This is a genomic window from Micromonospora sp. NPDC002296, assembly GCF_040296145.1.
Taxonomy (GTDB): domain Bacteria; phylum Actinomycetota; class Actinomycetes; order Mycobacteriales; family Micromonosporaceae; genus Micromonospora.
Map to the genome: position 1 here is coordinate 1 of NZ_JBEOWQ010000109.1, position 4,126 is coordinate 4,126.

The following is a 4,126-nucleotide window of genomic DNA, read 5'->3' on the forward strand; positions in this document are numbered from 1 at the left end:
TGGCTGAGGCGCAGCCGTCGGGCGGGCCCGGCCGGCCGGTGCCGCCCACCGAGCGTGCCGACGACGCCCGTGCCAGCTCCGGGCCCGTGCCCGCCTCGACCGACGACGCCCGCTGGCCGTCGTACGCCGGTGGCCGGGAGCGCACCACGCGCTCGTCGGTTCCGGTCGACGGCCGCGCCCCGGCGGTGACCGTCCGCCCCGGCTGAGCCTGCGGCCCGGCCCGTCCCGCGGTCGCCGGCCCGTGCCGTGCCGGCCGCCCGACGTGGCCCACCGTGGCCCGTGAGCACCCTTCGTGGCGCCGCTCCGGGCCGACGCTGTCCGTTCCCGCGCGCACCGTACCCGCCCCCCGGCATCGAGCCGGGTGGTCCGGGCGGCGCGACGCGTACCCGAGATCGGAGATACGTGGTGATCCACGTCGTCGTGGCCGAGGAGATGGGACTGCTGCGCAGCGCGCTGTGCGCCGCGCTGTCGAACGAGGAGGACATCGAGGTCGTCGCCGACGCCGCCGGCATCGGTGAGTTGTGGGGGGTGCTGCGCCGGGAGCGCCCCGAGGTGTTGGTGCTGGAGCTGAAGCCGGGGGTGCCCGAGTCGGCATGGGTGGTGGCGAAGGTGGCCGCCGAGGCCCCGGGGACGGCCGTGCTGGCGATGAGCCACCGATGGAGCCCGCCGCTGGTCGAGGCGGCCCTGGCGGCCGGCGCGCGCGGCCTGGTCAGCAAGGACGCCGGGCTGTCGGAGCTGGTGCGCGCGGTCCGGACGACCGCCGCCGGTGAGCGGGTCATCGACCCAGCCGCTGCGGCGGCCGTGCTGAGCCCGCCGGACAACCCGTTGACCCGCCGCGAGTTGGAGGTGCTGCGGGTGGCGGCCGAGGGCCTGCCGCTGAAGGAGATCGCCCGCCGGCTCTTCCTGGCCCACGGGACGGTGCGCAACCACCTGTCGGCCATCCTGCACAAGACCGGTGCCCGCAACCGGATGGAGGCCGTCCGACTGGCACAACGGGACGGCTGGCTGTAGCCGTCGCGGGCGGGCCCGGCGCGGTACGTGCCCGGTCCGCCCGCTCACCGAGCGGACCCGTCAGTAACGTGTTTGAATATTGACTGTCCGTGATCAATGGAGTTGCCCGGGAGAGGTCCGCCGTGATCCGTACCCTGCTCGCCCTGGACGGTGCACTGGTTCGGGGCGCGTTGTCGCTCGTCCTCGCCGCCGAGGAGGACATCCACGTGGTGGCGGAGGTGGGCCGCGGCGACGCGGTCGGCCAGGCGGTCCGCGTCGGCCGGCCGGACGTCGCGGTGGTGGACTTCGACCTGATCACCGACGGCACGGCGACACAGCGGTGCCCCCTGCTGGTGCTCGCCAACCCCCGCCGCGCCCGGGGCCTGTACGGCGTGTTCACCCCGGGCCGGACGGTCGGCATCCTGGCCAGCGACGTGGCCCCGCACCGGGTGGTCGACGGGATCCGGCGGCTCGCCCGGCGCGAGTCGGTGGTGGACGCCGAGTTGGTGCTGGCGGCGCTCGGCGCCGACAGCCCGTTGACCGAACGGGAGACCGAGGTGCTGCGGTTGACCGCCGCCGGGGCCCCGGTCGCCGAGGTGGCCGGGTCGCTGCGGCTCTCGCACGGGACCGTCCGTAACCACCTCGGGCGGATCGCCCGCAAGACCGGGGCCCGGACCCGGATCGAGGCGGTCCGGGTGGCCCGCGAGTCCGGCTGGATCTGACACGAGACCGCCGCCGCGAGCCGCCGTGCGGGGCGCGGCGGCTCACGGAGCCGAGCGGAGCGGCGGGGCGGTGGGGCGGCGGCGGGGCCCGGCGGCTAACCGAGCCGAGCGGAGCGGTGGAGCGGGCGCGGCGGCGGGGCGGGTGGGTCAGCCCCGCCGGGCCGGTGCCGGCGTGGGCCGGTCGTCCCAGTGCCCGACGAGTTCCCGGTAGGCCGCCGACCGGTCCAACAACTCCTCGTGCGTGCCGGCCACCGGCCGCTCGCCGTCGACCACGAGCACCAGGCGGGCCCGGACGGCGGAGGTGATCCGGTGCGCGATCACCACCAGGGTGCCGGGCCGGCGGGCGAACGCGTCCTCCACCTTCGCCTCGGCCGCCGGGTCCAGGTGACAGGTCGCCTCGTCGAGGATCACCAGCGGGGCGGGGGACAGGTACGCCCGCACCGCGGCGACGAGTTGCCGCTCGCCGGCGGAGAGCGCGCCCGGCGTCACCGCCCCGTCCAGCCCGCCGAGTCGGGCGGCCAGCGCCCCCGCCCCGAGCGCATTCACGGCGTCCGACACGGTGCCGTCGTCGGCCTCCGGGCGCAGGTAGCGCAGGTTGTCGGCGAGTGAGCCGGTGAAGACGTACGCCTCCTGCGGCACCAGCACCCGCAGCCGGGCCAGCGCGCTCGGCGGGGCACCGGCCACCGGAACCCCGCCCAGGAGCACCGTGCCGGCCTGCGGGGCGAGCAGGCCGGACAGCAGCGCGGCCAGGGTGGACTTGCCCGCCCCGCTCGCCCCCACCACGGCGAGGTGCTCCCCGGCGGGCAGGCTCAGGGTGACGTCCGCCAGCACCGGCCGGGCCGCCGCACCGTAGCGGAAGGTCAGCCCGCGCACCCGCACGGCCGGTTCGGTGCCGCCCGGCCCGGCCGGCGGGCCCGGGTCCGGTGCTCCCGATGACTGCTCGTCCGGCCGGCCGGACGGCGCGGCCGTCGGGGTCGGGGCGTCGCGCTGGGGGCTGGGCTCGTCCGTGGGGTCCGGGCAGGTCCGCAGGATGCGGTCCAGGGTGACCACGTAGCGCAGACCGCCGCCGCCGACGCCCTGCACCAGGGCGTGCAGGGCGGGCTGCAGGCCGGTGGAGACGTAGATCAGCGCGCCGAGCAACGCGCCGGCGGTCAGGCCCCGGTCCACCAGTCGGGGCGCGGCCAGCAGCAGCACCGCCAGCGGCAGCCAGCCGCCCACGCCGATACTGAGGCTGCGCACGGCGGACATCCGGCTCAGGATGCGCTCGGCGGCGGCCTGGTCCGCCACCCGCCGGCCCACGTCGGCGACGACCCGCCCGGCCGCCCCGCACGCCCGCACGTCCCGGTGTCCGGACAGCGCGGACGCGCCGGCCCGGCCCAGCTCCTCCCCGGCGCGGACGTACCGGCGCTGCTGCCCGGCCATGGCCGGCAGCGCAGCGAGGAACACGGCCAGCCCGGCGACCAGGGGCGCGGCCACCAGCGCCGCGACCACCGGGTCCAGGGCGACCAGCCCCAGCAGGGCGGCCCCGGCGGCGAACAGGAAGCCCCGGGTCACCATCAGCAGGCCGGCGAAGGTGTCCCGGACCAGCTCCACCTGGTGGGTCAGCCGGGCCGCCGCGGCGCTGTCCGCGCGTCCGCCGGCCCGGGTGGCGTCCCGCAGGGCCGCCCGGACCACCCGGGCGGCGAGTTCGTCCCGGAACGGCTCGACCACCGCGCCGAGGCTCCGGTACGTCCGGCCGGTCGCCACCGCGCCGACGAGCACCGCCCCGGCGAGCAGCCCCAGCCAGCCCAGGCCCACGCCTGGCCGGCCGGCCAGGAAGCCCTCGTCGACCGCCCGCGCGACCAGCGCGCCGGAGAGCAGCGCCGGCAACGCCTCGACGACCGACCAACCGGCGAGCCGCGCCACGACCGGTCGGCGGGCCCGCAGCGCCGCCCAGGTGACCTGCCGTACCCCGGGGCGGGTCGCGCCCGGGTCGCCCCGGCGATCGATCCGGCGTCCCCGGTGGCTGGTGCCGGGTCCCCAGCGGCTCATCCGCCGTGCCCGTCGGCGTGGAAGACCGCCCGGTAGGCCGGGTCCGCCCAGAGCCGCCGGTGCGGGGCGACGGCGCGCAGCCGGCCGCCGTCGAGCCAGGCGACCAGGTCGGCGGCCGCCGCCGTGGCGACCCGGTGGGTGACCACCAGCCGGGTCCGCTCGCCCGGCTGCCCCGCCACCGCACGGGCGATCCGGTGCTCGGTGACGGTGTCCAGGCTGGACGTGGCGTCGTCGAGGATCAGCAACCGGTCGGCCGCGGCGAAGGCCCGGGCCAACCCGAGCCGCTGGGCCTCGCCGCCGGACAGCGGCGTGTCGGCCAGCGGGGTGCGGAAGCCTGCCGGCAGCCGGTCGACGACGTCGGCGACCGCCGCCGCCTCGGCGGC

5 protein-coding genes are annotated in these 4,126 nt (G+C 78.1%); 3 read left to right on the forward strand and 2 right to left on the reverse strand.

Annotation, left to right across the window (positions count from 1 at the left end; genetic code table 11):
* The 3 genes from ABT023_RS28835 to ABT023_RS28845 all read left to right on the forward strand — a co-directional run.
* Window positions 1–206 (forward strand): hypothetical protein (locus tag ABT023_RS28835; RefSeq protein ID WP_350889825.1); only part of this gene is annotated, 206 nt, incomplete at its 5' end.
* Window positions 207–405: 199 nt separating this feature from the next.
* Window positions 406–1,011 carry a response regulator transcription factor gene (locus ABT023_RS28840; RefSeq protein ID WP_350889827.1) on the forward strand — a complete coding sequence of 202 codons (606 nt, stop codon included), beginning with the start codon at window positions 406–408 and terminating at the stop codon, window positions 1,009–1,011.
* A gap of 122 nt (window positions 1,012–1,133) precedes the next feature.
* On the forward strand, window positions 1,134–1,712 hold the full coding sequence (locus ABT023_RS28845) for a response regulator transcription factor (RefSeq protein WP_350889829.1): 579 nt from the start codon (window positions 1,134–1,136) through the stop codon (window positions 1,710–1,712).
* A 147-nt stretch (window positions 1,713–1,859) separates the two neighbouring features.
* On the opposite strand, the gene ABT023_RS28850 is transcribed toward ABT023_RS28845, so the two are convergent.
* A complete protein-coding gene (locus tag ABT023_RS28850) occupies window positions 1,860–3,743 on the reverse strand; it encodes an ATP-binding cassette domain-containing protein (RefSeq protein ID WP_350889830.1) in 1,884 nt (627 codons plus the stop codon).
* Window positions 3,740–4,126 (reverse strand): ATP-binding cassette domain-containing protein (locus tag ABT023_RS28855; RefSeq protein WP_350889832.1); only part of this gene is annotated, 387 nt, incomplete at its 5' end. The genes ABT023_RS28850 and ABT023_RS28855, both read right to left, overlap by 4 nt.

Coding starts and splice junctions, on each gene's coding strand:
- ABT023_RS28850 (WP_350889830.1), bottom strand. CDS start 3,743: ATGAGCCGCTGGGGACCCGGCACCAGCCACCGGGGACGCCGGATCGAT.